We start from the raw sequence: 1,422 nt of genomic DNA, 5'->3' as shown, positions 1-1,422 counted from the left end.
CTAGAACCATATTAGACGAGGTTTTAGATTATCCGATTGAAGTTATAGAGATGCAGTTAGCCCATGCCGTTAAAGATGCCAACGGACGCGCTTATAACCGTACTAAATACATTAAACAACGCCATGACATGATGCAGCACTGGAGCGATTACTTAGACGATTTACGAGTGGTGGCGGTGTAATATGACTAAACCTATCATTAAAAAAGCTCAAAAGGTTTTTATAAGTTACTCCCCTAACATGCCCGAAAATATACAAATAGAGATTTTATCTATATTAGGAGTGGACAAATCAAACACGGATACAAACGCGCTATTTAATAAAATAAACTATCAAACAGCTTTTTTAGCAGGGGGGCATAATTTAGATAATGCCCCTAGACCAACCGATTTTTTAAATAGCAGTCAAAATCTAAAAAAAACAACTTTTAAACTTCTTAATGAATTAGCAAATCTCAATAGCTATGTTCTTGCGGAGTTGAACACAGAGTTACCACCTAACGATAGTTACCCATCTTTTCCACTTCATGGAGTGGAAAATCAATTAGCAAAACTTATTGACGCTTTAACACAGATTGAAAAAAAGCACTCAAAAAAAGAATCAAGAGGAAGCTCACAAAAACTATCAGCCGTTATAGTTGCGAATAATTTACAGTCTATTTTTAAAGAATATACCCATATAAAACATGAAAATACCAGCACAAGAGATAAGTTTGACCCACTAACACTATATGAAAAAAAAGAAGCTGAATTTATAGCAATAGTGATGAATTTATATAGAAATGCTTGGGATATAAAAAAAGTCAGAAGATTATTAAACGATAACGATAAAAGGGAAAAAAAATGACCTTTTATTGTATTCGAGAGAGATTTTTAAAAAATCTAAGATACCCATGTCTAAACACGTTATATGGGTATAAACATGACAGCACAAGCAAACATACGATTTTTAAGACAAAAAGAGGTGACACATTTAACAGGCATACCACGCCCTACACTGTATTACATGATGGGTTTAGGTAAATTCCCAAAAAATTTATCGCTTTGTAGTGGCGGCAAATCCGTAGCATGGTTAGAAAGTGATGTAATTGCTTGGATGAATGAACGCATTGCAGCAAGCAAGGCGGCATAACCATGACAACCGTAAACGTAATACTTTTAACCCTTAACTTTGGCGTTCTATGTTTAACAAGAGGCATTTATGGACTGTTAAAACTCAGAAAAAGCAAAGGCCGTGACGCACTAACGCCACAGCCTTTTAAACATTAACACCTAGCCTACAGGTAATTAACTATGACAAATTATATCAGTCATGGCGTATTGTCGCCAATTTTTGAAGAAGCCGAAGCCTTTTTAAACGCTTTAGACGGTAAAGACGCACAATTCACATTCCAGACCTTTGATGATGTCAAAGAACGCTTAG

2 protein-coding genes and 1 pseudogene are annotated in these 1,422 nt (G+C 35.4%); all 3 read left to right on the top strand.

Features of this window, described 5'->3' with window-relative positions:
• Positions 1 to 182: pseudogene (locus Q0212_RS12310) on the top strand (integrase); the annotation flags it as partial.
• A gap of 1 nt (position 183) precedes the next feature.
• Positions 184 to 846 carry a hypothetical protein gene (locus tag Q0212_RS12305; RefSeq protein ID WP_297925933.1) on the top strand — a complete coding sequence of 221 codons (663 nt, stop codon included), beginning with the start codon at positions 184 to 186 and terminating at the stop codon, positions 844 to 846.
• Between the two features lie 75 nt (positions 847 to 921).
• Positions 922 to 1,131 (top strand): AlpA family transcriptional regulator, encoded by a 210-nt coding sequence (locus Q0212_RS12300; RefSeq protein WP_297925931.1) that lies wholly within the window; start codon positions 922 to 924, stop codon positions 1,129 to 1,131.
• Positions 1,132 to 1,422: the final 291 nt, after the last annotated feature.

The sequence above is a fragment of the uncultured Agitococcus sp. genome (assembly GCF_937920075.1).
Classification (GTDB): domain Bacteria; phylum Pseudomonadota; class Gammaproteobacteria; order Pseudomonadales; family Moraxellaceae; genus Agitococcus.
This window is presented reverse-complemented; position numbering and strand designations above follow the sequence as displayed.

What these genes read in the sequence shown, in the direction of transcription:
- Q0212_RS12305 (WP_297925933.1), top strand. Translation starts at nt 184, where the DNA reads ATGACTAAACCTATCATTAAAAAAGCTCAAAAGGTTTTTATAAGTTAC.
- Q0212_RS12300 (WP_297925931.1), top strand. Translation starts at nt 922, where the DNA reads ATGACAGCACAAGCAAACATACGATTTTTAAGACAAAAAGAGGTGACA.